Annotated in this window: 24 protein-coding genes; 5 read left to right on the plus strand and 19 right to left on the minus strand. The window is 35.4% G+C overall.

All coding sequences use genetic code 11. From position 1 onward, the window contains the following. Positions 1-10: 10 nt before the first annotated feature. The 4 genes from FJ651_RS12080 to FJ651_RS12095 all read right to left on the minus strand — a co-directional run bounded on the left by FJ651_RS12080 (position 11) and on the right by FJ651_RS12095 (position 4977). The gene (locus FJ651_RS12080) at positions 11-1966 is read right to left on the minus strand and encodes a DUF3857 domain-containing protein (protein ID WP_140990794.1); all 1956 of its coding nucleotides are present in this window, start codon (positions 1964-1966) and stop codon (positions 11-13) included. Between the two features lie 45 nt (positions 1967-2011). Continuing rightward, positions 2012-3373, minus strand: a complete 1362-nt coding sequence (locus FJ651_RS12085; RefSeq protein ID WP_140990795.1) for an exonuclease domain-containing protein — start codon at positions 3371-3373, stop codon at positions 2012-2014. 76 nt (positions 3374-3449) lie between these two features. Next, positions 3450-4139 (minus strand): ABC transporter ATP-binding protein, encoded by a 690-nt coding sequence (locus tag FJ651_RS12090; protein ID WP_140990796.1) that lies wholly within the window; start codon positions 4137-4139, stop codon positions 3450-3452. Positions 4140-4200: 61 nt separating this feature from the next. Further along, complete coding sequence (locus FJ651_RS12095; RefSeq protein ID WP_140990797.1) at positions 4201-4977, minus strand: O-methyltransferase; 777 nt, start codon at positions 4975-4977, stop codon at positions 4201-4203. Positions 4978-5090: 113 nt separating this feature from the next. Here FJ651_RS12095 and FJ651_RS12100 point away from each other — a divergent pair, with 113 nt between their 5' ends. Together FJ651_RS12100 and FJ651_RS12105 are read left to right on the plus strand one after the other, a co-directional pair. After that, the gene (locus tag FJ651_RS12100; protein ID WP_140990798.1) at positions 5091-5318 is read left to right on the plus strand and encodes a hypothetical protein; all 228 of its coding nucleotides are present in this window, start codon (positions 5091-5093) and stop codon (positions 5316-5318) included. Further along, positions 5318-5890: a phosphatase PAP2 family protein gene (locus FJ651_RS12105; protein ID WP_140990799.1), complete on the plus strand. Its 573-nt coding sequence runs from the start codon at positions 5318-5320 to the stop codon at positions 5888-5890. The genes FJ651_RS12100 and FJ651_RS12105 overlap by 1 nt, the downstream gene beginning before the upstream one ends. On the opposite strand, the gene FJ651_RS12110 is transcribed toward FJ651_RS12105, so the two are convergent. Genes FJ651_RS12110 through FJ651_RS12120 form a run of 3 tightly spaced genes read right to left on the minus strand, consistent with a single transcriptional unit; the run spans position 5877 to position 8836 of the window. Beyond that, entirely contained in the window at positions 5877-7460 is a 1584-nt protein-coding gene (locus FJ651_RS12110) for an ArnT family glycosyltransferase (protein WP_246085369.1), read from the minus strand. The genes FJ651_RS12105 and FJ651_RS12110 overlap by 14 nt on opposite strands. Before the next feature lie 31 nt (positions 7461-7491). After that, a complete protein-coding gene (locus tag FJ651_RS12115) occupies positions 7492-8115 on the minus strand; it encodes a lipid-A-disaccharide synthase N-terminal domain-containing protein (RefSeq protein WP_140990801.1) in 624 nt (207 codons plus the stop codon). Beyond that, complete coding sequence (locus tag FJ651_RS12120) at positions 8108-8836, minus strand: glycosyltransferase family 2 protein (protein ID WP_140990802.1); 729 nt, start codon at positions 8834-8836, stop codon at positions 8108-8110. Before FJ651_RS12120 ends, FJ651_RS12115 begins: the two co-directional genes overlap by 8 nt. Before the next feature lie 98 nt (positions 8837-8934). Here FJ651_RS12120 and FJ651_RS12125 point away from each other — a divergent pair, with 98 nt between their 5' ends. Continuing rightward, the gene (locus FJ651_RS12125; RefSeq protein WP_140990803.1) at positions 8935-9876 is read left to right on the plus strand and encodes an NAD-dependent epimerase/dehydratase family protein; all 942 of its coding nucleotides are present in this window, start codon (positions 8935-8937) and stop codon (positions 9874-9876) included. Here the strand turns inward: FJ651_RS12125 and meaB are convergent. Both meaB and FJ651_RS12135 read right to left on the minus strand, forming a co-directional pair. After that, positions 9871-10941, minus strand: coding sequence for a methylmalonyl Co-A mutase-associated GTPase MeaB (gene meaB / locus FJ651_RS12130; protein ID WP_140990804.1), 1071 nt, complete (start codon positions 10939-10941; stop codon positions 9871-9873). The genes FJ651_RS12125 and meaB overlap by 6 nt on opposite strands. A 7-nt stretch (positions 10942-10948) precedes the next feature. Further along, positions 10949-11521 (minus strand): DUF2911 domain-containing protein, encoded by a 573-nt coding sequence (locus FJ651_RS12135; RefSeq protein ID WP_140990805.1) that lies wholly within the window; start codon positions 11519-11521, stop codon positions 10949-10951. A gap of 137 nt (positions 11522-11658) precedes the next feature. Between FJ651_RS12135 and FJ651_RS12140 the strand changes: the two genes are divergently transcribed. Continuing rightward, entirely contained in the window at positions 11659-12348 is a 690-nt protein-coding gene (locus FJ651_RS12140) for a peptidoglycan DD-metalloendopeptidase family protein (RefSeq protein ID WP_140990806.1), read from the plus strand. A 55-nt stretch (positions 12349-12403) separates the two neighbouring features. On the opposite strand, the gene secA is transcribed toward FJ651_RS12140, so the two are convergent. The 8 genes from secA to FJ651_RS12180 all read right to left on the minus strand — a co-directional run bounded on the left by secA (position 12404) and on the right by FJ651_RS12180 (position 21354). Continuing rightward, positions 12404-15760, minus strand: coding sequence for a preprotein translocase subunit SecA (gene secA / locus FJ651_RS12145; protein ID WP_140990807.1), 3357 nt, complete (start codon positions 15758-15760; stop codon positions 12404-12406). Between the two features lie 165 nt (positions 15761-15925). After that, the gene (locus tag FJ651_RS12150) at positions 15926-16147 is read right to left on the minus strand and encodes a DUF2795 domain-containing protein (RefSeq protein WP_019387375.1); all 222 of its coding nucleotides are present in this window, start codon (positions 16145-16147) and stop codon (positions 15926-15928) included. 110 nt (positions 16148-16257) lie between these two features. Beyond that, positions 16258-16833, minus strand: coding sequence for a cob(I)yrinic acid a,c-diamide adenosyltransferase (locus FJ651_RS12155; protein ID WP_140990808.1), 576 nt, complete (start codon positions 16831-16833; stop codon positions 16258-16260). A 49-nt stretch (positions 16834-16882) separates the two neighbouring features. Continuing rightward, on the minus strand, positions 16883-17548 hold the full coding sequence (locus FJ651_RS12160; RefSeq protein WP_140990809.1) for a YggS family pyridoxal phosphate-dependent enzyme: 666 nt from the start codon (positions 17546-17548) through the stop codon (positions 16883-16885). Positions 17549-17551: 3 nt separating this feature from the next. After that, on the minus strand, positions 17552-18790 hold the full coding sequence (locus FJ651_RS12165) for a DUF1015 domain-containing protein (RefSeq protein ID WP_140990810.1): 1239 nt from the start codon (positions 18788-18790) through the stop codon (positions 17552-17554). Positions 18791-18846: 56 nt separating this feature from the next. Further along, positions 18847-19734 (minus strand): 3-hydroxybutyryl-CoA dehydrogenase, encoded by an 888-nt coding sequence (locus FJ651_RS12170; protein WP_140990811.1) that lies wholly within the window; start codon positions 19732-19734, stop codon positions 18847-18849. A gap of 17 nt (positions 19735-19751) precedes the next feature. Then, positions 19752-20384: a sterol desaturase family protein gene (locus FJ651_RS12175; protein ID WP_140990812.1), complete on the minus strand. Its 633-nt coding sequence runs from the start codon at positions 20382-20384 to the stop codon at positions 19752-19754. A 7-nt stretch (positions 20385-20391) separates the two neighbouring features. After that, positions 20392-21354 carry a Gfo/Idh/MocA family oxidoreductase gene (locus FJ651_RS12180; RefSeq protein ID WP_140990813.1) on the minus strand — a complete coding sequence of 321 codons (963 nt, stop codon included), beginning with the start codon at positions 21352-21354 and terminating at the stop codon, positions 20392-20394. A gap of 129 nt (positions 21355-21483) precedes the next feature. Between FJ651_RS12180 and FJ651_RS12185 the strand changes: the two genes are divergently transcribed. Further along, positions 21484-22125 carry a protein-L-isoaspartate(D-aspartate) O-methyltransferase gene (locus FJ651_RS12185; RefSeq protein ID WP_140990814.1) on the plus strand — a complete coding sequence of 214 codons (642 nt, stop codon included), beginning with the start codon at positions 21484-21486 and terminating at the stop codon, positions 22123-22125. Here the strand turns inward: FJ651_RS12185 and FJ651_RS12190 are convergent. Together FJ651_RS12190 and FJ651_RS12195 are read right to left on the minus strand one after the other, a co-directional pair. After that, entirely contained in the window at positions 22122-22664 is a 543-nt protein-coding gene (locus FJ651_RS12190; RefSeq protein ID WP_140990815.1) for a hypothetical protein, read from the minus strand. The genes FJ651_RS12185 and FJ651_RS12190 overlap by 4 nt on opposite strands. A gap of 125 nt (positions 22665-22789) precedes the next feature. Then, on the minus strand, positions 22790-25261 hold the full coding sequence (locus FJ651_RS12195) for a DUF5686 and carboxypeptidase regulatory-like domain-containing protein (protein WP_140990816.1): 2472 nt from the start codon (positions 25259-25261) through the stop codon (positions 22790-22792). Positions 25262-25298: the final 37 nt, after the last annotated feature.

Consider the following 25298-nt stretch of genomic DNA (forward strand, 5'->3'; position numbering starts at 1 on the left):
AATATTGTGGTTAGGACTGTTTGCGTTCAAGTAAAATAAAACTATTGTTATTAATATCTATTATTTTTCCAAAATATTCTTTGAAGTATTCGTAATACTCGTAGTTGAAGAGTGTATCGTTGATATTAAATCTAAAGTACAAACTAACTTCTTGATCGTTATAATCGGTTTTAAACATGATTGTTCCACGATTATTTGGCAAGTTGAAATTTTGATCTTTTGGGATTTCTTTTACTGTATAAAAATCATTAAGCTTAATTTTGAGACTATATAAAAATGCTTGTTTAAAACCAAAATCTATTGGATAGGTGCGCTCTTGTAGCTTGAAAGGATTTGAATTATATAATTTATTTACCATTGGATTCAAATAAATGCTATTTCCAACAACATCTAAATCCCACGTAATTGTCGCTTCTTCAATAAAATCAATTGCAGCTTTATCTGAATTGGTAACTTTATGATTATTAAAAGTAATGGTTGTTTCTTTATTGTCTAGGTTCTCAATATACTGACTTGGATTAGCGAAATATGTTTTTTTTAAAGGAAGTGCAAAGTAGCCAGTACTGGTAGTATTAAAAGTTCCTGTTAACACATTTCTTGATTTGAATTCTAAATTTGATTTAATTTGAATAGTCGATGGCTTTTTTGGTACAATATCATACCAATAACTCCCGAATTTAAGGTCTAGCACCCTACCATATGAATTGAGACACTTAAAAGGAACTTCTCCGAAAGCCAGATAAGGATCGCTGGCATCTAACAAATAATTTTCGCCATTAAGCTTTAATAGTACAAGCATATAATTAAACTCTGTAATTAAAGGAAAAAGTTTGGTTGGAAATCCGTTGTTTCGGGTAGAGATTAACATTGGGTGTACTTCAAAATCGTGACTTTTTAATATGTTGTGCAACAGCATATTAATTTCAGTTGCAGTACCTGAACGCTTTGTTATAAGTTCATCTACATTCTCGCCAAAGCTTCGGTTTATTTCATTCCAGACAAAATTTTTCTGAATGAAACCATAAATAGTTTGAGCTTTTTCTTCCGGGTTCTCTATTTTTGTCACTGCTTCTGGTACAACTACTTTATATTTAAAACCTTTGCTTAATTGTGCACCTAAACTTTTACTGCTTCTTAATTGCTTATCTGCATCTTCCCAAGTTTGGGTATATTGTTTAATGCGTCCATCGAAATACCTCAATGTTTTTAATTCGTACTCAATTCTTGAGCGATAATTGTCTTCAGTAGTCATAAACTCTTCCGGAATAAAAGCAGGTATATTTTTCATGGCATATTTTGAAATGGCGCAATTAGCAGCTGCGCCACTCAATACAATGCATCCTTTATCAATGCTTTGCTCGTTTATATCAAGAGGTTTATTACCAATTAACTTGATATGATATTCATACATACCGGGTATACTTGTGTTATATTCACTATAAAGCTTTGGTATTTCCCGTTGAAAATCCCACGGATGATACTTGCCAAAAAAAGGCGAAGTTTTAGTATAGCTATAAGTAATTACTGATCCTTGTTTTACGTTAGGCAATAAAAATTTCACTATGTCAACATTTTTATTGTAATTTTCAGTATATATCTGATCTTTGGATAATTGAAAAGTACGGGTTTCGTCATTTTCAATATTATAAGTTGTACCTTTAATATCTGTAATTTTTTCTTTATCACCACCAACATAAATCGGTATTTCTATATCGCCATAATTGAGTCCGTCTTTTGTTAGGATTTTTATTTTCCTTTTAACTTCTGTAATAAGATTAAATGACCTGTCATCCACATAAGAATTGCCGTATTCATAAATAACAAGTGCATTGGCTGTTGAGTCTTGTGGAAAGGTATTGGTTAATAGATCGTTTCGTGTAACTGTTAAATCTTGATTGTTAAAGCTGTTTTGGGAAAGTAAAACACTATGCAGTATTAGTGTAATAAAAAATATTATTTGCTTCATTATAAGGGTTTGTATAATTTTAAGAATGAGCAATTATAATAAATTTCAAATAAAGGTCTTAACCTTTAAATGTTTTTTTTGCCGCATGTAACCTTGAATAATGTGCTGTGTATCGCGGTTATTAGTCATAGGAGATATGATATTTTTTAATATTTCAAGGTTGTTGAGTTGGAAATTTAAGTTAACATAACCAACACCCATAAATAATCCGTTTTCAATAAGTATAACGCTTCGTTCGTCGTGTTGTCTGCCACGGTCGATAATGGCCATATTTTGATGATTATAGCTGTATTTTTTAATCATTTCCTGAACGCGAGCATTGTATAATTCAGATGGTTCTTCTAAAACGCAGGCACCTTCACATTGCTTAATTTCGTAATTAAAACAACTGCTTTTAGAATGAGATAAACCGGTAAGTTTCAAACACAGGTTAAATTGCTCAACAATATTTAGCATAAAACTTTTGGCGCTGTTAAAATTGGCAAAAGTACTTATGGCTTCGGTGTTATTAACGTTGCTTATTTTAAGATTGATGTAGCCATTATCATCAACAAACTGATAAATACCATGAGTAAAAACGGCTCTCTTTAAAGCGTGGTTTAACACCGGTTTATTTTTTTTAATTGCTTCACTTTCTTTTAAAAGCGCTATCAATTCGCTACCGGTTGTTTCATAACTTACTGAAGCCACTTCGAGTTGAATTTTTTTTGATTTTGAATTGGTTCCGGTAAAATGCTGGTTAACACGTTTTTTTATATTTTGGCTTTTACCAATATAAATAATGTTTCCTGATTTATCGTGAATGTAATAAACACCGGTTTGAGATGGCAAATCCTCTAAGATATGTTTTAAGTTTGTTGGAAGCGTATCTTTTTTATCGGTTAGAATACTGTCCTTAATAATAGTTTTTCCCGAGTCTTTATTGAGCAATATTTTAAAAAGTTGTACGGTTGCCCATGCGTCGCCATTGGCACGATGTCGGTCTATCATTGGTATACCTAATGATCGGGACAGTTTTCCTAGACTATATGATGGTTGTTCCGGAATAAGTTGCTGAGATAAACTAACTGTACAAAGTGCTTTTCTTTGGTAATTGTAACCTAAGCGATTAAACTCTGTTTTTAAAATTCTATAGTCAAAGTCGGCATTATGTGCTACCACTATGCAATCTTCTGTAATTTCAATGATACGCTTGGCTACTTCGTAGAATTTTGGTGCATTTCTCAGCATGTTTGAGTTAATGCCGGTGAGATTTACCACAAAGGGTTGAATCTCGCGCTCAGGATTTATCAAACTTATAAATTGATCTACCACATCATGGCCGTCAAACTTGTAAATTGCAATCTCTGTTATGCCTTCTTCGTTGTACTTACCACCGGTGGTTTCTATGTCGAGAATTGCGTAAATAAATTGAATATTTTGGATTAAAATGAAATAATTATAACGCCAAAATTACAATTAAAATACAATTCGCAGGTCGCTTTTAACGGTCTTTTTTTACGTCACTTTCAACAATTCCGTCGCGTAATCTTATGATTCTATGTGCGTGACTTGCAACGTCTTCTTCGTGCGTAACTAAAATAACGGTATTGCCTGCGGCGTGAATATCGTCAAACAACTGCATGATTTCTAAGGAAGTTTTCGAATCGAGATTTCCGGTAGGTTCATCGGCTAAAATTATAGACGGTTCATTCACCAAGGCGCGCCCTACCGCTACACGTTGTCTTTGTCCGCCCGATAACTGATTAGGTTTGTGGTCCATTCTGTCGGCTAATCCAACATCATGAAGCACTTTTGTGGCGCGTTTTACTCTGTCGGCTTTGCTTTTTCCGGAGTAAATCATGGGTAAGGCCACATTATCTAATGCCGTCGTTCGAGGTAGTAAATTAAAGGTTTGAAAAACAAAGCCTATTTCTTTGTTTCTTATTTCGGCCAATTCATCATCGGTCATCTTGCTAACATCTTGTCCGTTTAAAATATAAGTGCCACCTGTTGGTGTGTCTAAACAGCCTAAAATGTTCATAAGGGTAGATTTTCCAGAACCTGATGGTCCCATGATGGCAACGTATTCACCGCGTTCAATATCTAAATCGATGCCTTTTAAAACGTGTACTATTTCGTTTCCTAGTGGGAAGTCTCTTATAATATCTCTAATTTCTATTACTCTACTCATTAAATTTTAGGTTAGTCGCGTTAAAATATTACTTCTATATGACGAAAAAAACAACTTCATGTTACAATCTAATGTAAAAATGTTCTTTGTTTTGTTCTTTTCTAAAAAACATAATTCCAAAGTAAAAAGTGTCAATACTCACAGTTACTTTTGGGTGGTTTACAATTGTTTTCCATGCCTTTAGCATGCCTTCAGACCAATAGATATCATCAAAAATCATAACTGTATCATTATGTGCCGATGGTAATAAAGTTTCAAAATAATTGATGGTTGCGGTTTGATCGTGATGACCATCAATAAAAATTAAATCCCATTGGTGATTTTTTAAATTTTTTAAAGCAATTGAAAACTGTTCATTAATTATTTCAACATTGTTAATCCTATACTCTGCAAGTTTTTTTCTAGAAAAATCTGCCAATTGTTGACTGCCTTCTACACTAACAACCTTGGAAGAGTTGTTACCAACTGCCAAAGCTGCGGTTCCCATACCAAGGGCCGTGCCTAATTCTAAGATGTTTTTTGCGTCTAAATAGTTGACTAATCTATATAATAAAAATGCTTTTTTGATAGTAGAACCAGAGGTTTTAGCGATGGCTGATACTTTTCTGAAATTGCTGTCAAACTTTTTAGATCCACTTCCAAAATCTTCAATTTCTTTTGTTTGTTGGTTTGAAATTAAGCTAGCTCTGTATTTTCTTAGAGTTACATAATCTTCATATTTTTTCTTATCATAAAAACAACGGATAACCAAATTATAAACGAAAGGTGAGTGAACGCCGTGTTGGTTATTCGACCTAAGCAAAAAATTCAGATACGATTTAGCTGCGTGGGTATTCATAAAATACAAAAATAAGGTTTGTATCAACCAAATTTGATTTCGATTAAAATAAAATTCAAGTTCATGTTGCTTACGTCTCTATTTTTTTAATTTTGCCTTAAATCGATTAATGTATGACTTTACCGAAATTCATTCTTGGGGATAACACCGATTTTCCTGAAGATGTTTATATAATTCACACGGAATTCCCAAGATTTATAATCAATATGCAAAATGATGAAGTGGAATGGTTTGAAGATTTTGATAATGAAGACCAAGCCGAATTACAATTGGAAATGGAAAGTTTGATTTCTGCAGCTCAGGCCTTTTATGATAGAGAAGTTGAACGCTACGAAGAATAATGCTGGAGCAAATTTTAGAATACGACACACAATTATTTCTATACCTAAATAAACTTGGTAGTGAGCGCTGGGATGCACTTTGGCTATTGATTACTCAGGAGTTTACCTTTGTGCCACTTTATGCTATTTTACTGCTTTTAATTTATAAGAGCTTCGGGTTAAAACCTTTATTGTTGTTTATTTTGGTAATTGCTGTAATGATTACGTTTACAGACCAAATCACCAATCTTTTCAAGCATACGGTTCAAAGACCAAGACCTTGCAGATTAGATGAACTGGCCAACGAAGGTATGCGTTATATTGCTTCGCGTTGTGGTCGTTATGGGTTTTTCTCCGGTCACTCTTCAAACTCAATGGCTGCCGCTGTTTTTGGAGGTTTGTTATTGAGAAACTATTTCAAAAATCTCATTTTTATTTTATTATTCTGGAGTTTTATTGTAGGCTACAGTCGCATTTATGTAGGCGTTCACTATCCTTTGGATTTGTTTTTTGGATTTGCTTTTGGTGCACTTACGGGATTCGCTTTTTATAAATTAGCCTTGTACTTAAAAGGTCGTTTTATAGTTTCTTAATCTTTAATAATTGCACAGTAAGTCTGTTTTTGTGGCCTTTGCTACCAACTTTAGACCAATTTAAATCATAGGTTTTTAGCCGAATGATTTCAAAGTTTTGTTCAAGAAACGCTTGTTGAGAATCTTCCAGATTTGTAACTAAAATGGCCAATTCTTTATGTTGCGAAATACTTGCTAACTCATCAATATCTATTTCAGGAATTTTATCGCCGTATTGCCAGATTATTTCAGGTGAAACTTCGTTTAAATTAAAAAGATTGATGTTTGAAAAATTGATTTCCTCTTTCAAATCTGTTATCGGGGTATAATTGTGTTTAGGTAAATGTTTAACCAATGGCATTCCGAAGAATAAAATACTGCCATAAAATGCAACTGATGCAATGGTTAGATTTTTAACATCCCTTTTTTTAAGAAACCACATCATTGTGGTGCCGCTTGCCAATGCCGAAAATATTAACAAGGTGCTGTAAAACCAATCGGCAAAAATTACTTCTTTAAATTGAAATAATAATACAGCCGGAATTGCTAAGGCTACGATTATTAAAATCGAAAAATGAAACACAGGCGCTATTTTTTCCTTCAGTTTGAAATATTTAAAATGTTTGATAACATATTCCATGTAAAAACCACAATTCATAGCCAACGGAATTAAAGTAGGTACTAAATATCTCGATTTTTTTTCAGGAACCAACGATAGTAATACCAATGATGCCAACACCCAAATTAAACTAAATTGGTAAGCCTTTAAATTGCTAACTTTATTTTTTAAATAGGGATACAGTAAACTTACAAATGCCGGAATGAGCCAAAGTCCGCTATTTGCAAAAAAGCTCCAATAATAATAAAATGGTCTCACATTATAGCTATTCCAGTTACCTGTTTCTTTTTCTGTTATTTTTAAAAAGGTATCAGGATCTACCATTCTTACATACAAGAACCACCAACCACCAATTAAAAGAGATAAAATGACCACTCCTATTATTTTTAATACGACAGGTTTTGAAAATTTGTATTTGTAAACTATACCATAGGCAATTAGGAAGGGTAGAAGCAAGGCGTAAATTGAAATTGGACCTTTGGATAAAATAGAACAACCTATAAAAAACGAAGCGATAAAGAGATATAAATTGTTTTTATGAAGAAAATGTTTTAATAAAAAAAGTATTCCAATTATCATAAAACCATGAGTATAAATATCCCATGGTGCTTCAAAAATAATGGCGAGAATGTAGAAAGATGTAATTGTGATTACCGAATTTAACAGAGCGAGATTAAAGTTATTGACTAATTGTTTTGATATTGCGAAAATACCGTAACTGCTAAGTCCAAACATTAAAATGGCGGGTAATCTTAAAGCCCATAATTTTTCAAGACCAAAAATGAGACCGAACAGTGCAGTAATCCAGGTAGGTAGCGGTGGTTTTTCGTACCTAGCTTCTCCGTTCATGGTGGTTAATAACCAGTTGCCGTCGTCAATCATTTCTCTGGCAGTGATAAAATTTCTGGCTTCCATAATACTTATCGGTAAAACATCGATATGAAACACCAACAACAAAGTAGTAATAACCACAATGAACAAACCCGGATATGTTTTTAAAATTTTAAGCACTTTCTTTTCTAATCAACATTAAATTTCGAATGTAAATAATGAGTCCAAATCCGTGACCGGCTAATAGCACAGGATCTCTTCTAAAAACAGCATACGTTAAAATAAGCGATGCACCAATAATACTCAATAACCAAAAACCTAATGGTAACGATGATTCTTTTTTTCTTTCAGAATAAATCCATTGATAAATAAATCTGAATGTAAAAATGATGTGAGCAATGACTCCTAACAATAATAACCAAAACGGAATGTTTTCATTTTTAAAAAGGATTTCTTTATCTATAACATTGTTATTGTAGTAGTAAATAACAATCAAAACAGGAACTAAAAGTAAAAACACTCTAATAATTACCGGGAATTTCGGCCACTGTCCTTGCAAATGAAGATTTCTTATGTAGATAAAGTAAGTTAAACTTTGCCCCAACATAATAGCAAAATCCTGTCTCAAATACCCGTAAATAAAAAGTAAAAATGACGCTAGTAAGCTAAAAAACCAGAAGAGCGCAGGTGTTACAACTTTTTTTTGTTTTTCGGAGCTCAACCACTGCACAATTAGTCTACCCGAAAACAGAATTTGCGCTATAAAACCGATGCTGTAAATAATCCAGTTACTCACCTAAAGAATTACTTTTTTTAGCCAATGTGTAATTAATATATTTTTTCTTCATCCATAAATAGGCAAAACAATCCATCAATGGCCCTAAGAGTCTATTCCATAACCCAAAATTCGCTTTACCGGCAATTCTCGGAAAATGTTGTACCGGGATTTGAATAATCTTACCATTTTGTAACAAAATCATAGCAGGTAAAAAACGGTGCAACCCTTTAAACATTGGTATTCGCTTTGCGTAATCTGTATGAATGATTTTTAACGGACAGCCGGTATCATCCATACCGTCGTTAGTAAAGGTTCGTCTTATACCATTAGCAATTTTTGAAGACATATTTTTAACAAATGAGTCTTTTCTGTCGGCTCTAACTCCGGTAACCAAGTGGTAATCTTTACTGTATTCCAGCAATTTATTAAAATCTTCAGGAGAGGTTTGTAAATCGGCATCTATGTAGCCAACCAAGGGCGTAGAGGTATAGTCAAAACCGGCTTTAATAGCCGCACTAAGACCTCGGTTTTCTTTAAAGGAAATGAAAGTGAAATCCTTATTTCTAGTGCAAATTTCTTCAATTAGCTGCTGGCTTTTGTCCGTAGATCCATCGTTTACAAATAGTACTTTCGATATAACCGAAGCATTTTTAAAGAATTCAACACATTCTTTTTCAACCCTTAGTAAATTATCTGCTTCGTTATAAACAGGAATTACAATGGTTAGCTGATAAGACATAAATTTAAGTTAGCGTAACAAATGTAAACAAATAATCAAAAAGAAATAATGGATTGTTTAACCGAAATTTATGTAATTTGCATCCGAATTTTTGAATTATGAAAATATTAGTAACAGGTGCCGCCGGTTTTATTGGTTCGCACACAGCCGAAAGACTGGCAAACTCTGGTCACCATGTGATTGGGGTTGACAACTTTAACAGTTATTATAGCGTGAAGCTTAAAAAGCTGAATGCTTTGGCGGCAGAGCAGTCTGGATGTAAGATTATAGATGCCGACTTGAGAGATGCATCGATGTATAGTGATTTGCCAACCGATATTGACTATATCTTTCACTTTGCAGCGCAGCCCGGTATTTCATCTACTTCAACTTTTGAAGATTACTTCACTAATAATATTTTGGCTACAAAATTATTAGTAGATTATGCTTTAAACTGCGAAGGGCTTAAAATGTTTGTTAACATTGGTACTTCTTCAATTTATGGATTAGAAGCCACTTTCCCAGAAACTAAAGCACCCGAACCTGCCTCTTATTATGGTGTTACCAAACTAGCTGCAGAACAGTTAGTATTACAGCATGCCCGAATGAAACAGTTACACGCCTGTTCATTTAGATTGTACTCGGTAATTGGGCCGCGTGAGCGTCCCGAAAAAATGTATACCAAATTAATTGAATTAGGGTTAAATGATGAACCATTTCCATTGTTTGAAGGTAGTGAATCTCACTTGAGAAGTTTCACTTACGTTGGTGATATTGTAGATGGGCTCGTTAGCGTCATTGGCAAGGAAACCGTGCTAAATAATCAGGTCATAAATTTAGGTACCGAAGTTGAACACACTACTCAGGAAGGTATCGATGCTGTATCGAAGGTTTTAAATAAAACAATCGCTATTAAGGTAATGCCAAAGCGCATGGGAGACCAACTTAGAACAAAGGCAAATATTGACAAGGCAAGAGAACTACTTAATTACAACCCGCAAACTACCTTGTTAGAAGCAGTGAAATACCAAGTTGACTGGTATAAACAGAATTTTTTATAACGACAGCAGGTAGTCTGCCGCCGCAAAGGGCGTAGTTTCTCCTGCTTCAATAAGTTGAATTTGTTTTGAAAGTTCAGCTTTAATTTCAGACCGCTTGTAGAAATTTCTTGTAATTCTGTCTTCAATAGTTTGTTTCAACCATTGCTTGTTTTGGTCAATTCTATTGCTCTCAAAATGCCCTGAAATTTTTGTTTTTTGAACAAACGCTTCAATAGTTAGCCATAGTTCTTTAATACCTGTATTTTCTAAGGCACTGCATAAACTTACTGTTGGTACCCATCCTGATGTTTTAGGCGGATACAAATGCAATGCACGTGAGAAGTCTACTTTAGCATTTTTAGCACGAGTAATATTATCACCATCAGCTTTGTTGATGACGATGGCGTCTGCCATTTCCATAATCCCGCGTTTAATGCCTTGTAATTCGTCGCCTGCTCCGGCAATCTTTAACAATAGAAAAAAATCAACCATACCGTGTACAGCGGTTTCACTTTGACCAACGCCAACGGTTTCAATTAAAATGGTATCAAACCCGGCAGCTTCGCATAAAATGATAGATTCTCTGGTTTTTCTTGCTACACCACCCAATGAATTTCCTGATGCCGACGGTCTAATGAAAGCTTTATTAGATTTCACCAAAGATTCCATTCTGGTTTTATCACCTAAAATACTGCCTTTACTAACTGAACTGCTAGGGTCTACTGCAAGAACAGCTACCTTTTTATTATCATTTATAAGCTGCATGCCAAGCGCTTCAATAAAAGTACTTTTACCAACACCTGGAATACCTGTAATTCCAACTCTAACAGACTTTCTAGAATGTGGTAAACAGCCCATAATTATTTTGTTCGCCTTTTGTAAGTGATCGGGTTGTGTGCTTTCAATCAGAGTAATTGCCTGACTCAAAGCGGTGATATTGCCTTTTAAAATCTCAGTAACCAGGGCTTCAGGTTCTTGCGTTTGCTGTCTTCTTTTTTTGATAAAAGCGGCCGACTTTTTACTCAAAAATTCAGGTTGTTTAACACCTTCTTTTTCACTTAAAGCACTATGTTTTTTACGGCTCAAAATATTGTTATTGGGTTACTTTTAATTCTTCAATTGGTACTGCAATTTTAATCTGGTCCCAAACCATGGTGAGATATAATTTTCCGGTAGTATTGTCAAATCCAATGGTAAATTGTTCAACTACATTATCTAATTTTTGAACTGCAGCTTCAATATCCACAACATCATATTGCGGCTCTCGCATGGCTTTCATAGTTTCATCTACACCCCACGTATACATTTTGTTGTTCAAAAATACTTGCCAACTGTTTTCATTGGGTATGGTCCATAACGTATAATCTCCTTGGGGTAAGTAAATACCATCAATCATTAAATCTTTATTGGTTTTAAAAACAGTAGCTTCATTAGCTCCGGTTCGCCAAACCTGACCAAAAGGAATCAGTGCCCCGAATATCTCCCGGTCTCGTTTAGAAGGTCTATTGTAATTTACACTTAGTTTTAAATCGTTTAATTGAAAACTAACAGTGTCTTGCGGACTTAATCTTGGTGAGAAGATATTCTCTACAAAATGTAAATACCCCAAGAGTGCAATAGCTGCGAGAAATAGTAAAATTAAGAGTCTTTTAAGTAAGTAATTCATTTAAAACTGAGATAAAGTCATGTTTACTAATTAAACGCAAGTTATTAAAATTTATGTTTAGAGCCTTGATTTTAGTTACTACATTTTAGGATGAAAATAGGCTTTCATTTGTATTTTTACAACTAAGAAATGCGATAATGAATAACTTTGAAAATCTACTTATAAAATTATCAACTGAGGCAGCATCTGTTTTACCTGATAGCATTAATAAAATTGATTTTTGTAAACTGGATTTATCAGTTTTTAATGATGCCATCAGACCGGAGGTTTTTGAGTCGTCTGTGCTTTTAGAAAATTTTGTCTGGGCTCAAATGAAAAGAAATAATGCCAAAGTAGCCGTAGGAGGTTATTTGGAACCTCGTGGAATTTATAGACGCAGTACTCATTTTAATGAAGGAGACACCTTAACCGAAAGAAATATTCATTTGGGTTTAGATCTTTGGATTGAAGCCGGTACCCCGATTTTTGCCCCTTTAAATGCAGAAGTGCATAGTTTTAAGAATAACCAAAATTTTGGCGACTACGGACCAACCATCATCCTTAAGCATCAAGTTGAGGGCTTCGAATTTTATACCTTATACGGACACCTCAGTTTAGAATCTTTAAAGAATTTGTTAGTTGGCCAAAAAATTGCAAAAGGACAACAAATAGCTACACTCGGTACTGCAACTGTAAATGGCGATTATCCACCGCATTTACATTTTCAAATTATAAAAGATATTGAAGATTATAGCGGCGATTATCCCGGTGTTTGTAGCAAACTTGAACTTGGTTACTACATGAAAAATTGCCCCAATCCAGATTTACTTATAAACTTGTTTAACTAAAAAAGTCTGACAATTTTTAATTGCCAGACTTTTTTTAACTCTTATTTTAATTGGTTTAGTCTTCAATTAAAACCCAATCGCCTTTGGCAATCATAGGCTCAGCTTGTTTGTATTTAAGTGTTTTATTTTCGCCACTCAACACGTGCTTGATGGTTACCTTGTCGTTTCGGCCAATTTTTGGTTTATCCCTAACAATGGTTTCTACCGTTTGAGCGCTTCTTTGGGTATTGGCACCGGCAGCTCTTGATTGCGCTGATCGTTCGTCCATATTAGGGATTTCCTCTTTTTTGGTTTCTAATTTTTCTTGTCTTCTGGCGCGAGCTTCTTGAATATTGTTCGTGGTTTCAGACGGTAACTCGCCCTTAAACAAGAAGGAAATAACTTCTTTGTTGATTTGATCTACAGTGCTTTTAAACAGTTCAAATGCTTCGAATTTATAGATTAACAATGGATCTTTTTGCTCGTGAACTGCCAATTGCACCGATTGTTTTAATTCGTCCATTTTACGCAAATGCGTTTTCCAAGAGTCGTCAACGATGGCTAAGGTGATATTCTTTTCAAAGTCGTTGATGAGTTGTTTTCCTTTAGATTCGTAGGCCTGTTGCAAATCGGTTACAACCTGCAGTTGCTTTATACCATCTGTAAAAGGCACAACAATTCTTTTGAATTTATCCCCTTGATTTAAATAAACGTTTTCAATTATAGGATATGCCAAATCTGCATTGCGCTGCATCTTGTCTTTATAATGTTTGAAAGCGGCCTTGTAAACTTCCTGAGCCAGTTCCATGACAGATTTTTTTGAAAACTCGGTTTCATTCACCGGACTGCTAATTGAAAAATATCTGATGAGTTCAAACTCAAAGTTTTTATAATCGTTGGCCGTCTTGTTGGTTTCGGCAATTAATTCAGAAGTGTCGTAAATCATATTGGCGATATCTACCTGAAGTCTTTCGCCCTTTAGTGCATTTCGTCTTCTTTTGTAGATAACTTCACGCTGAGCGTTCATAACGTCGTCATATTCCAATAATCGTTTTCTCACGCCAAAGTTGTTTTCTTCTACTTTTTTCTGGGCGCGTTCAATCGATTTTGAAATCATACCGTGCTGAATTACTTCGCCTTCTTTCAATCCCATTCGGTCCATCATTTTGGCGATTCGCTCACTTCCAAAAAGACGCATTAAATTGTCTTCTAAAGACACATAGAACTGCGAACTTCCTGGATCACCTTGTCTACCGGCTCTACCTCTCAACTGTCTGTCTACACGCCTTGAATCGTGACGTTCTGTACCAATAATAGCTAAACCACCGGCGGCTTTTACCGCATCGTTCAATTTAATATCAGTACCTCTACCTGCCATATTGGTAGCGATGGTAATTTGTCCGGGCTGACCGGCTTCGGCTACTACATCTGCTTCTTTTTTATGCATTTTAGCGTTTAAAACGTTATGCGGAAGCTTTCTAATATCAAGCATTTTTGATAGTAACTCGCTAATTTCAACCGAAGTTGTACCAATTAAAATAGGCCTTCCTGCAGCCGATAGTTTAGTGACTTCGTCAATAACAGCATTGTATTTTTCGCGTTTGGTTTTATACACCAAGTCATCGCGATCGTCTCTGGCAATTGGTTTGTTAGTTGGAATTTCTACTACATCAAGTTTATAAATCTCCCATAATTCTCCTGCTTCTGTCACTGCAGTACCTGTCATACCGGCGAGTTTACGATACATTCTAAAGTAATTTTGAAGCGTAATGGTGGCGAACGTTTGTGTGGCGGCTTCGATTTTTACATTTTCTTTGGCTTCAATGGCCTGATGTAAACCGTCACTATAACGACGACCGTCCATAATACGGCCTGTCTGTTCATCTACAATCATTACCTTGTTTTCCATAACAACGTATTGCGTATCTCTTTCAAAAAGCGCATAGGCTTTAAGTAATTGATTGAGCGTGTGAATGCGTTCACTTTTCACATTGAAATCTCTAAATAACTCTTCTTTAAGTTTAGCTTCTTCTTCTTTAGGAAGATTTTGATTTTCAATTTTGGCAATTTCCATTCCCATTTCGGGCATGATAAAAAAGTCTGGATTATCTTCTCCCGAAAGAAATTCCACACCTTTATCAGATAACTCTACCTGATTATTTTTTTCATCTATTACATAGTACAAGTCGGCATCAACCTTCGGCATTTCGCGGTTGTTGTCTTGCATGTAAAAGTTTTCGGTTTTTTGAAGTAGTTGTTTAACACCTTCTTCACTTAAAAACTTAATTAAGGCTTTATTTTTAGGAATACCGCGATAAACCTGTAATAATTTAAAACCGCCTTCTTTTGTGTCTCCAGCGGCAATTAATTTTTTAGCCTCAGCAAGAACACCAGTGAGGTATTGTCTTTGGATCGAAACCAAGGATTCAACATTAGGCTTTAACTCGTTAAACTCGTGTCTGTCGCCTTCAGGTACCGGGCCTGAAATAATAAGAGGTGTACGAGCGTCGTCAATTAATACTGAATCGACCTCATCAACAATAGCGTAATGGTGTTTTCTTTGTACGATGTCTTCGGGTGTGTGGGCCATGTTATCTCTAAGATAATCAAAGCCAAATTCGTTGTTGGTTCCGTAGGTAATATCGGCTAAATAAGCTTTTTTTCTGGCGGCTGAGTTGGGCTGGTGCAAGTCAATACAATCTACACTTAAACCGTGAAACTCAAAAAGTGGTGCCATCCAGGCGCTGTCGCGCTTTGCCAGGTAGTCGTTTACGGTTACTAAATGCACGCCTTTTCCTGCTAGAGCGTTCAGGTAAACAGGTAAGGTTGCTACCAAGGTTTTACCTTCACCGGTTTGCATTTCGGCAACTTTACCCTCGTGAAGGGCAATACCACCAATTAGCTGAACGTCGTAATGAATCATATCCCAGGTGATGGGTTTTCCGGCCGCATCCCAGGAGTTACTCCATGAGGCTTTATCATCGGTTAAAGTAACGTAGCTTTTTGCCCCTGAAATTTCCCGGTCGAAAGGGCTGGCATGTACCGTTATAGTTGTGTTATGGAAAAATCTTTTTGCGGTTTCTTTCATTACCGCGAATGCCTCGGGAAGAATGTCGTTGAGAACAGCCTCGGTTGCCTTAAATATATCATCGTCTATGGCGTCTATTTGCTGATAGATACCTTCACGCTGGTCTATGTCTTCGGTCTCGTTAGCTTGAGTTTTAAGTTCTTCTATTTGCTCAAAGAATGGCTTTCTGGCTTCAGCAATTAACTGTTTAAATTCTTCGGTTTTGGATCTTAACTCGTCATGAGACAAGGCTTCCAGGCCTTTTTCGAAAGTTTTTATTTTGTCGACTATTGGCATGATGGCTTTCACATCTTGCTTGGATTTGTCGCCAACAAATACTTTTAATATTGAATTTAATAAACTCATATATGTTTTGATTTGAAGCTAACCCCAATTTGTTGGTTAGCCTTTTTTATTTAGATTTTAGTTTGGTTTTTATAAATACCATCAAAGATAACACTTGTATGGCTTTATAAAAAGAAAATAAAAAAAGTCTCACTGAGAGACTTTCTTTATAATTGATTTTGATTTTTAATATTCGTCCTCGTTCCAGAGGTAATCCTCATCGGTAGGATAATCTGACCAGATTTCCTCGATGGAGTCATAAGAATCACCTTCGTCTTCAATAGATTGAAGGTTTTCAACAACTTCAAGAGGCGCACCGGTTCTGATAGCGTAATCTATCAATTCGTCTTTAGTGGCCGGCCAAGGCGCGTCACTTAAGTAGGATGCAAGTTCTAGGGTCCAATACATTGTAAATGCGATTTAAATTTTTGCAAAAATAATTTTTCTATTCAATTAAACAAGAAAAAACTGTATTAATTAATCACTAATAAAAAGAGCGTAATAAAAGACCTGAAATTTTACGAATTCTTCTTTGGAATCCATTTAATTTCTTCGGCTTTTAGCTCATAAGACAACTTTCGTGCCAATACAAAAAGATAGTCCGAAAGTCGGTTTAAATACACTAAAGTAGTTTCGTGAAAAGGAGAAATCTCGTAAAGTGCGGTGGCCAAACGCTCGGCGCGACGGCAAACACAGCGACAAATATGACAGATTGACACGGTTGGATGACCACCCGGTAACACAAAATGTGTCATTGGTGGTAACTCTTGATCCATTGCATCTATAGCTTTTTCAAGCTGCTCAACATCATCGTTAGAGATTTTTGGAATATTAAGTCGTTCTTGACCGCTTTTTAAAATAGCTTTATCAGGATCGGTTGCTAAAATAGCACCAACAGTAAACAATTTGTCTTGAATTTGCATTAAGAATTCCTTGTGAGAGTGCTCCATTTGTTGATCGCGCAATAATCCTATGTTTGAATTAAGTTCATCAACAGTGCCATAACTTTCAATTCTAATATGGTGTTTAGGAACTCGTGTGCCTCCAAAAAGCGCTGTTGTTCCTGTATCTCCTGTTTTGGTATATATTTTCATTTGCTATTTTTTAGGTTTTCAGTTAGTAGATAATGTCACTTACTTTTTATTAATAAATTCTCTCTCCAAAGATAGAACTTCCTACCCTTATCATATTACTGCCACGATCTATGGCAATTTTAAAATCACCACTCATGCCCATGGATAAAACGGTCATTTGGATATTAGAATTATTCATGTTTTTGAATAGGTTGAATGCTGATTGCAGTTTGTTGAATTCGGAACTTAATTGTTCTTCATCGTCAGTAAAGGTAGCCATGCCCATTAAACCAGTTATTTTAATATGGTTTAGTGTTTTAAGTTCATGGCTTTCTAATAAGGCTTTTGCATCTTCGACCGAAAGCCCAAATTTAGAATCTTCTTCGGCTATTTTTATTTGAAGCAAACAATTAACTACCCGATTGTTTTTTTGTGCTTGCTTATTAATTTCGTTTAAAAGTTTAAAACTGTCAACGCCGTGAATTAAACTCACAAATGGCGCCATATATTTAACTTTATTGGTTTGAACATGACCAATCATGTGCCATTCAATGTCTTTTGGCAGTGCGTCATATTTATCTGCCATTTCCTGGATTTTATTTTCACCAAAAATGCGTTGTCCGGCATTATAGGCTTCTAAAATGTCTTCATTTGGTTTGGTTTTTGAAACCGCCACTAATTGCACATTTTCAGGGATTTGAGATAAAATGGTTTGTAAATTTTCTTGAATACTCATGTGTTAAAATTCATAAATGGTTAATCCACTGCGCAGTTTTGGTAAAATGTAGGTGCTTTTTGGGGGCATGGTAAGGCCTTCGTCTGCTATGGCTTTTACTTGATTGATATTGGTGGGAAACAAACCAAAGCTTAGTTTAAACTCACCATTATCTACCATGCTTTTCAACTTGTAAACATCATATCTGCCATTAGCGTACTCTATGCGTTTATCTTGTCGTAAATCGTTGATGCCTAATATTGGTTGCAGTACAGTTTTAAAAAGAATATGAGCATCTAAATGGTCTAAAGAACTTATAAATTCGTATTTGCTTAACCTTAATTTAAGAGCGTAATATTCGCCTTCTAAATACATGCTAAATTCATGCATATTTGAAGGCTGAAAGGGTTTTTTGCCGAAATTTTCAATTTTGTAGTATTCGTCTAAACGAATTAAAAACTCTTTTGTGGTTAAACCGTTCAGGTCTTTAATCAATCGGTTAAATTCGTAAATACGAAGGTGAGATTCAGGCAGGAAAAAGCACATAAAATAGTTATAGGGTTCTGTTCCTGTGTGGATTGGATTTTTACTTTTTTCTTCCAGATATAGCAAATGCGAAGAAGCACAACGATGGTGACCATCTGCAATATAAAAGACACCAATATTTTTAAACTCTTGCTGAATTTTGACAATGATGTCTTCATCCTCGAGTTTCCATAGATAATGTGTGTCCCGATAAGTCATGGTAAACTCATAGTCTGCAAACTGCGTTTGCACTTGTTTAATAAGGTCAGAGACTATCTGGTTGTCTTTATGCGTTACCAATACAGGTTCTGCATTAAAACCGACATTTTGTAGATAGGTTTTAAAGGTTTCTTCTCTTTGTTTTAAGGTGTCTTCGTGCTTTTTAATGAGGTTGTTTTCGTAGTCTTCGGCATGTGCTAAAGCAATGATTCCGCTAAATTCAAAATTATCTCGATTAATTATTTTATAAACGTAAAATGATGGCTTTTCATCTTGCAAAAACACGTCCTCTTCTTTAAACTCTAGGTATCTGTTTTTTACCAGTCTGTAACGTTCTTCTCCTGTAATGACCTGGTCAAATTTATAACCCGGATTAATAATGTGTAAAAAGCTAAATGGATTGTAATGCATGCGCGATTCACGTTCTTCGGCAGTGTAACTTTCGTAAGGTCTGGATGCTACCAAACCCACCTTACTGCGCGTGGGTCTTACTGCTTTAAACGGAATGATTCTTGGCATAATTAAAATAAAACCAAGTTATTAAACCTGGTTTATTGTTTTTTTACAAATTTATTTTATACAAATTGTGGCGATACTGTTTCGGCCTTTTTACTTTGTGAATAGTCGTAAAAACCTTCACCCGATTTTATGCCATATTTTCCGGCACGTACCATATTAACCAACAAAGGGCAAGGAGCGTATTTCGGATTTTTAAAGCCTTCATACATCACATTTAGTATGGATAAACAAACATCTAAACCAATAAAATCGGCTAATTGCAGTGGCCCCATTGGGTGTGCCATACCCAGTTTCATAACGGTGTCAATTTCGTGTACACCTGCAACGCCATTATATAAAGTTTCGATGGCTTCGTTGATCATGGGCATTAGAATACGGTTGGCGACAAATCCCGGATAATCATTGACTTCAACCGGAACTTTTCCCAATGCTTTTGATAAGTCCATGATGGTGTTGGTAACTTCATTGCTGGTGTTGTAACCGCGAATTATTTCAACCAATTTCATAATCGGCACCGGATTCATAAAATGCATGCCGATGACCATTTTAGGTCTTGAAGTTACAGCTGCAATTTGCGTGATAGAAATTGATGAGGTATTCGTCGCCAGAATGGTGTCTTCAGGACAAGCCTCATCTAACTGCTTAAATATTTTTAATTTGAGGTCTACATTTTCGGTAGCGGCTTCTACTACCAAACTTGCGTATTCAACACCGCTAACCACATCGGTAAAAGTGGTGATGTTATTAAGGGTGTTTTGTTTATCGGCTTCAGTGATAACCGCTTTGGCGACTTGTCTGTCTAAATTTTTTGAAATGGTGTCCATTCCTTTTTTTAATGCAGATTCACTAACATCTATGAGTTGAACTTTAAAACCTGATTGTGCAAAAGTATGTGCAATGCCGTTACCCATTGTTCCGGCGCCAATTACTGCAATATTTTTCATTTGTTAATATTTAATAGTTATGATTTAGGTGGCATAGTGCCAAAAACTCTGTCCCAAAAAGTGTTTGAAACCCCAAAACACTTATCCGGGTATTTATAATGATGTAAAATATGATGTTTCCAAGGATACGAAAATCTTTTGGGTGCTTTGTAAACGTGAATAGCGCGATGCAAAAACGAATACAACAAATATCCAATAAAAAATCCGGGAAAAAATGCCCAAGTATAGATTTGAATATTAACTAGCCAAAACGCCAGGTAAAAGATTCCAAATAACATCGAGGCCATAATTAAACCTGGAACCGGTGGCATAAGTAAACGATCTTTATCGTTAGGATAAAGGTGATGAGACCCATGCATAATAAAGTGAAAACGCTGCATAATCTTGTTATCACTAATCCAATGAAATAAAAATCTGTGAAGTATATATTCTGCTAAAGTCCAGAAGAGTAGTCCCAAGACAAATAAACTTATAAAGTTTAAAATAGATATTCCTTTTTCAATGATGGCATAAGCAGAGATTGTAGCTATCGTTAAACCGTAGACCACAATATTTTGTGTTAAATTGGTTTTGGTAAGGCTTTCTAAAAACGGATTTTCGAAAATTTGGGCTTGCCCTTTTCTAAATTCGGTTGTTACTTTATTAGCCATGACTTCATCATTTAAAACAATCAATTATTTGATAAGCAACGCGTAAGGCTTCGGTGCCTTCGCTAAGCGATACTTCTGGTGTTTGGTTGTTGTTAATGGCGTTGGCAAAAGATTCTAACTCGTCTAAGATGGCGTTATTGGGTTCAATTTTTGGATTATCAAAATAGATTTGTTTTTTAACACCTTCAGCGTTTTGAAGTATCATATCAAAATCTCCCGGATTTTCTGGCGCGTCTTTCATTTTAACTACCTCGCTTTTTTTCTCAAGAAAATCAACCGAGATATAGGCATCCTTCTGAAAAAACCTGGATTTACGCATATTTTTAAGTGAAATTCTGCTGGAAGTTAAATTGGCTACACAACCATTTTCAAATTCTAATCTGGCATTGGCAATATCAGGAGTTTCACTAATCACCGAAACACCGCTGGCATGCACACTTTTCACTTTTGATTTTACAACGCTTAAAATAATATCGATATCATGAATCATTAAATCTAATACTACCGGAACATCGGTACCACGCGGATTAAATTCGGCCAACCTATGAGTTTCAATAAACATCGGGTTTTCAATTTTATCCTTAACACCCGTAAATGCAGGATTAAAACGTTCTACGTGTCCAACTTGACCACGAACGCCGTGCTTTTTAACTAAATCTCTTAGTTTTTCGGCTTCTTCAACAGTGGTTGTGATAGGTTTTTCTATAAAAATATGTTTACCTTTTTCTATGGCCATTTTGGCACAGTCAAAATGATTCAATGTGGGCGTTACAATATCAACCACATCAACAGCGTCAATTAAGGCTTCAATATTATCAAAATATTGGTATCCAAATTCATCGGCAACTTTTTTGGCATTATCATGCATTGGATCGTAAAATCCAACTAATTGATAATGCTCAGATTGGTTAAGCAGCCTTAAATGAATTTTCCCTAAGTGACCGGCACCAAGTACACCAACTTTTAGCATGATTTCTATTTTTTTTCAAAAATAATTGATTTGAGCCTAAAAATCTATTAATGGTTTTATAATTTCCTGTGTTTTTGTCTTTGAACTTACTTTGTATTGGGCTAAATTAGCCCTTAAAACGCATCAAAATTGAAAGACACTTTAAAGCATCAGGGTTTACGAAATAAATTGGTTAAAACCATTAAGGATAAGGGTATTAAAAGTGCTGCTGTTTTGCAGGCTATTGGTCGGGTACCCAGACATTTATTTATGGATTCAGGGTTTTTAGATCATGCCTATGTTGATAAGGCCTTTCCGATTGCCGCAGATCAAACTATCTCTCAGCCTTATACTGTTGCATTTCAAACGGAGTTGTTAAATGTTAAAAAGGGTGATGTAATTTTAGAAATTGGTACCGGAAGCGGTTATCAAACTGCGATACTTTTAGAACTTGGTGCTAAAGTTTATACAATTGAACGGCAGCAGGAGTTATTTAGAAAAACCTCACTTTTCTTACCTAAAATAGGTTACAGACCCAAAAAACTAATTTTTGGGGATGGTTACCAGGGCTATGAGGAAGGGGCACCTTACAGCGGTATAATAGTAACGGCCGGAGCTCCCATGGTGCCAAATGCCTTATTGTCTCAATTGGCGGTTGGTGGCAGATTGGTGATTCCGGTTGGAGACGACATACAAATAATGACTTTAATTATCAGAAAAAGTGAAACTGAATTTGAAAAACACGAGTATGGAGAATTCAGGTTTGTGCCACTTCTTGAAGATAAAAACTAGCCTCTGGGTAAATATTGTTTAGGAATTGGATTGCTCTCGTTTTCTTGTGTCCAGTAAACGTTTAAAATCCACCAGCGTTCGCCATCGTTTAGTAACTGTATACTGTTAATACCACGCATAAAGGGTTCGGTTTCGCCGGCACTTCGGTAGGCCTGATAAGTGCTGAATACATGCGCAATGTTGCCAAATTCCTGTACTTCACGATTAATTTCCACCTCAAAAAAACCATTTTCAACCAACCAAGCGCCTGAGGTTTTGATGTAGTCTTGCGGACTTAAATGACGGGCAGCAATTTTTCCTTCAGGTGTTTTTCCGGCCGGAATGAGTTTAGCGCTGGGGTGAAATAAAAATTTAAAATGCTCCCAGTCGCGTTCTTGTGCTTTTTCACCTGAAATAACGGCGTACAAATTTGTAATAATGGCATTTATACTGCTTACTGATGATGAATAATCTTTTTCTTTCGTATTTTCTGTTTCTTGAGAAAGCATATTGTAAGAAGTAAATATCGCAAGAAGGCTAACTAAAAGTAATTTTTTCATTGTATTAAATTTTGAGCAAATTAATGATAAGTGTTGAATTTTTAAGCTATGAAAGCAAAAAAACAATTATATTCGTTCAACCTGTCCCCAAAGCATTTAGTGGATTCGTGGCTTACAAACAAACTTCAATTAAAGAAACTCAGCCCAAAAATAATGGCATCGTTTAAATAGCCACCTTGATAAGAGCGCACGTAGTCTAATCTTAAAAATCTAAATTTTCCCCAGCCAATATTATCCAATCCAATGGAGAATTCTTGATATGGTTTATTTTCGGTTGTTGACAAATTATGAAATCCAACTACGGTATTAAATCCTAATTTGTTTAATAAAGGAATTTTATTTAACAAAAACCCTCTAAAATTATGCTCAAAGTGACTCTCAAAGTAGCTGTTGTTGGTACTTAATCTATAATATTCCAGATTGTTAAATACGTTGGTGTAAGTTCCGGTCATGCCTACATTTGTTTGGTTACCGTTAAAATGTTGAAAATCCATAAAGGCAACGTTTTCAGCGTTAAAAAGTTTTCCAACTCGCATGTTATAGCCAAATCGGCCTTTGTTTGATACATCAAAATTTTGATATAATCGGGCTTTAATTTGTTGAAAGTTGTAATCGGGATTGGTAGCACCCATACCTTGCTCATAGCCTAAAGTTAAGGTTGGATACGTTTCGTTATTTAAATTGACTTTAGTGTTTGGGTAACTCATATAATTTTGACCAAAGTTAATTTGCGTAGCCAGATTTAACTTTACAATATTGTGTGTTTCAAAAGGTGCAATTCCAAAAGCTGTCGGGTCTAACGGATTATTACTGGAGAAAACTTTGCTATCGCTATTGATAAATACTTGATCGCTAGTATTAAACAAGGCTTTTCTGCGTTCGTAACTAATGTTTCCGAAGAGCCTGAATCCGTTGAATAATTCTTCGGAATATCCGAGCGACAAATAACTTTTATCGTAAAGTTTCATGAAGTTATTTTCAAAGAATAAACTGGCAACACTGTTAATTAAAGGGGAAATGGGTTCCATCTCATTAAACTGTTGGGTTGTGATACCACCGGAAAGTGAAATTGTTGCACGGCTTACATTATTGAATTTGTAAAGTAAACTACCATTAACCCGTAATCTGTCGTCTGAAAAACCGTAATCAAAATTGGCACGAGCCGAAAAATAGCGCTTGTATTCGTCGTAATTTTTTACGTAATACAATCCTGAATTTATATGATAACCTTGTACTGTATTGTAATTTACTTTTGATGTTATACCATCATACCCAATTCTGTAATTTTTATGTGAATCTTGATAACTGTAGCCGGTAATAGGCGACATTAATTTAAATTTATTGCGTTCACGGTCTATTGAATCTAAATAAGGTTTTGATTTTTTCACCAGTTGAATGCTGTCCTTCTTTAAGTAATCCTGAATTTCTTCGCCGGTTAATGGCACCGGACGTTTCACAGTCCAGTAAGCACTGTCTTTTTTGTTGGCGTTTTCAACAAACGAGACCAATTCACGACTGAAATTACGTTTGGTAATATTGTTGTTAAAACTGTAATTACTAAATACTGCCGTAAATTTTCCGTTGCCTTTTATTCCAAAAATGCCATATTGAAAATCGAAGTTTTGCGACATAAGTGCCCAAATTTGGTCTTGCGCCGAATATTTAAAATTTTGGGTTAAAACAAAGTTATCTGCTGCAGGAATACCGGCTTGCTCACCTGTTATTTCTAATTCAAGTCCGTAGATGGTCCATTGGTCTTCAACAATATAGATGTAGCCTGAAAAAACACGATCATTCTTTTGCTTTGGAATAACCGCAATTTTATTAATTAGGTTGTTATTGTCGTCATAAAAGGTGCCTTCAAGCTTATAACGATAGTGACCAAAAGCGAAATCTGCAATGGGAGAGACTACCTGAACTCCCAATTCTACTGTATTTTGATAAAAATTGAAATTGGCGTCTAATGCAGTATTAAAACTAAATCCACTGTCATCACCGCTAACTTTAGAGGCTGTTATAGTTTCTTTAAGTTTATCTGGAAAAAGATATTGGAGTTTTGATGTGGTTTCAGACAAATAAATAATACCGCTTCTAGTAGAATCTAAACCACCACCAAGATCTCCCAACTCAACCCCTAAAATTTTTTCAGGGGCATTTTTTATTCTTATCAAACCTCTTGAATAAAAATCGGCTGTGTAAGTTTTAATCTTGTTTAAGTTAATCTTCCTGTTTTTAATAGCATTTCTGATGATGGCATTGCCCGGATTGTCCTCGGTGCTTACAAATACTTCGTTTAAAGATATTTGTGCTTCAGTAAGTACCATGTTTTGTTCAAACGGAAATGCCTTTATATCTAATTCTAACTTTTTTGTGGTGTATCCTAAAAATTGAAATACCAAGGTGTATGTCCCTGGTTTTTTAATATTTAACTCATAAATGCCATCCTCGTTAGTGGTGGTGCCGGTATAAGTGTTTTCAAGAAAAACATTCACGTAAGCGAGCGGTTCGTTTTTATCGTTAATAACTGTGCCGGTTATTTGAGCAGCGGCATTATAACCTATTAAAAATGTGATAAGTAATACAATTAGTGACCTCATTATGTTGGTAATATTCTTACAAACATAAGTGTATTGA

The organism is Paucihalobacter ruber (assembly GCF_006494535.1).
Lineage (GTDB): Bacteria > Bacteroidota > Bacteroidia > Flavobacteriales > Flavobacteriaceae > Paucihalobacter > Paucihalobacter ruber.

What these genes read in the sequence shown, in the direction of transcription:
- secA (WP_140990807.1), bottom strand. Translation starts at nt 15,760, where the DNA reads ATGAGTTTATTAAATTCAATATTAAAAGTATTTGTTGGCGACAAATCC.
- FJ651_RS12120 (WP_140990802.1), bottom strand. Translation starts at nt 8,836, where the DNA reads ATGTCTTATCAGCTAACCATTGTAATTCCTGTTTATAACGAAGCAGAT.
- FJ651_RS12190 (WP_140990815.1), bottom strand. Translation starts at nt 22,664, where the DNA reads ATGAAAAAATTACTTTTAGTTAGCCTTCTTGCGATATTTACTTCTTAC.
- FJ651_RS12165 (WP_140990810.1), bottom strand. Translation starts at nt 18,790, where the DNA reads ATGCCAAGAATCATTCCGTTTAAAGCAGTAAGACCCACGCGCAGTAAG.
- FJ651_RS12170 (WP_140990811.1), bottom strand. Translation starts at nt 19,734, where the DNA reads ATGAAAAATATTGCAGTAATTGGCGCCGGAACAATGGGTAACGGCATT.
- FJ651_RS12135 (WP_140990805.1), bottom strand. Translation starts at nt 11,521, where the DNA reads ATGAATTACTTACTTAAAAGACTCTTAATTTTACTATTTCTCGCAGCT.
- FJ651_RS12105 (WP_140990799.1), top strand. Translation starts at nt 5,318, where the DNA reads ATGCTGGAGCAAATTTTAGAATACGACACACAATTATTTCTATACCTA.
- FJ651_RS12195 (WP_140990816.1), bottom strand. Translation starts at nt 25,261, where the DNA reads ATGAGGTCACTAATTGTATTACTTATCACATTTTTAATAGGTTATAAT.
- FJ651_RS12150 (WP_019387375.1), bottom strand. Translation starts at nt 16,147, where the DNA reads ATGTATTGGACCCTAGAACTTGCATCCTACTTAAGTGACGCGCCTTGG.
- FJ651_RS12155 (WP_140990808.1), bottom strand. Translation starts at nt 16,833, where the DNA reads ATGAAAATATATACCAAAACAGGAGATACAGGAACAACAGCGCTTTTT.
- FJ651_RS12090 (WP_140990796.1), bottom strand. Translation starts at nt 4,139, where the DNA reads ATGAGTAGAGTAATAGAAATTAGAGATATTATAAGAGACTTCCCACTA.
- FJ651_RS12080 (WP_140990794.1), bottom strand. Translation starts at nt 1,966, where the DNA reads ATGAAGCAAATAATATTTTTTATTACACTAATACTGCATAGTGTTTTA.
- FJ651_RS12180 (WP_140990813.1), bottom strand. Translation starts at nt 21,354, where the DNA reads ATGCTAAAAGTTGGTGTACTTGGTGCCGGTCACTTAGGGAAAATTCAT.
- FJ651_RS12125 (WP_140990803.1), top strand. Translation starts at nt 8,935, where the DNA reads ATGAAAATATTAGTAACAGGTGCCGCCGGTTTTATTGGTTCGCACACA.
- FJ651_RS12140 (WP_140990806.1), top strand. Translation starts at nt 11,659, where the DNA reads ATGAATAACTTTGAAAATCTACTTATAAAATTATCAACTGAGGCAGCA.
- FJ651_RS12095 (WP_140990797.1), bottom strand. Translation starts at nt 4,977, where the DNA reads ATGAATACCCACGCAGCTAAATCGTATCTGAATTTTTTGCTTAGGTCG.
- FJ651_RS12160 (WP_140990809.1), bottom strand. Translation starts at nt 17,548, where the DNA reads ATGAGTATTCAAGAAAATTTACAAACCATTTTATCTCAAATCCCTGAA.
- FJ651_RS12175 (WP_140990812.1), bottom strand. Translation starts at nt 20,384, where the DNA reads ATGGCTAATAAAGTAACAACCGAATTTAGAAAAGGGCAAGCCCAAATT.
- FJ651_RS12100 (WP_140990798.1), top strand. Translation starts at nt 5,091, where the DNA reads ATGACTTTACCGAAATTCATTCTTGGGGATAACACCGATTTTCCTGAA.